The organism is Streptomyces sp. ADMS (genome assembly GCF_033441795.1).
Classification (GTDB): domain Bacteria; phylum Actinomycetota; class Actinomycetes; order Streptomycetales; family Streptomycetaceae; genus Streptomyces.
Map to the genome: position 1 here is coordinate 1 of NZ_JAVFVX010000629.1, position 238 is coordinate 238.

The 238-nt window shown below is 65.1% G+C and carries 1 pseudogene; it reads right to left on the reverse strand.

Annotated elements, in window-relative coordinates:
• Positions 1-238, reverse strand: a pseudogene (locus RB628_RS42255) (hypothetical protein); the annotation flags it as partial.

Below are 238 nucleotides of genomic sequence, written 5' to 3' on the forward strand. Positions count from 1 at the left end.
CGCAGCATCAGGCGCCGCGAGCCCCAGTTGGCGAAGTACAGGTGGGCGTCGTACAGCTGCTCCATCAGTTTGCGCTCGTCGCCGCGGAAGTTGCCGTAGTGGTACTCGTTGACGAAGTGCGTCGCGCTGGTCCGGGCCCGGCTCGACAGGGCCCGCACCCCTTCGAGTTCGTCCTTGTTCAACGGTCGGTCGATGGCCTGGAACTCGTAGTACTGGTACTCGCTCACGGCCGTGCAGC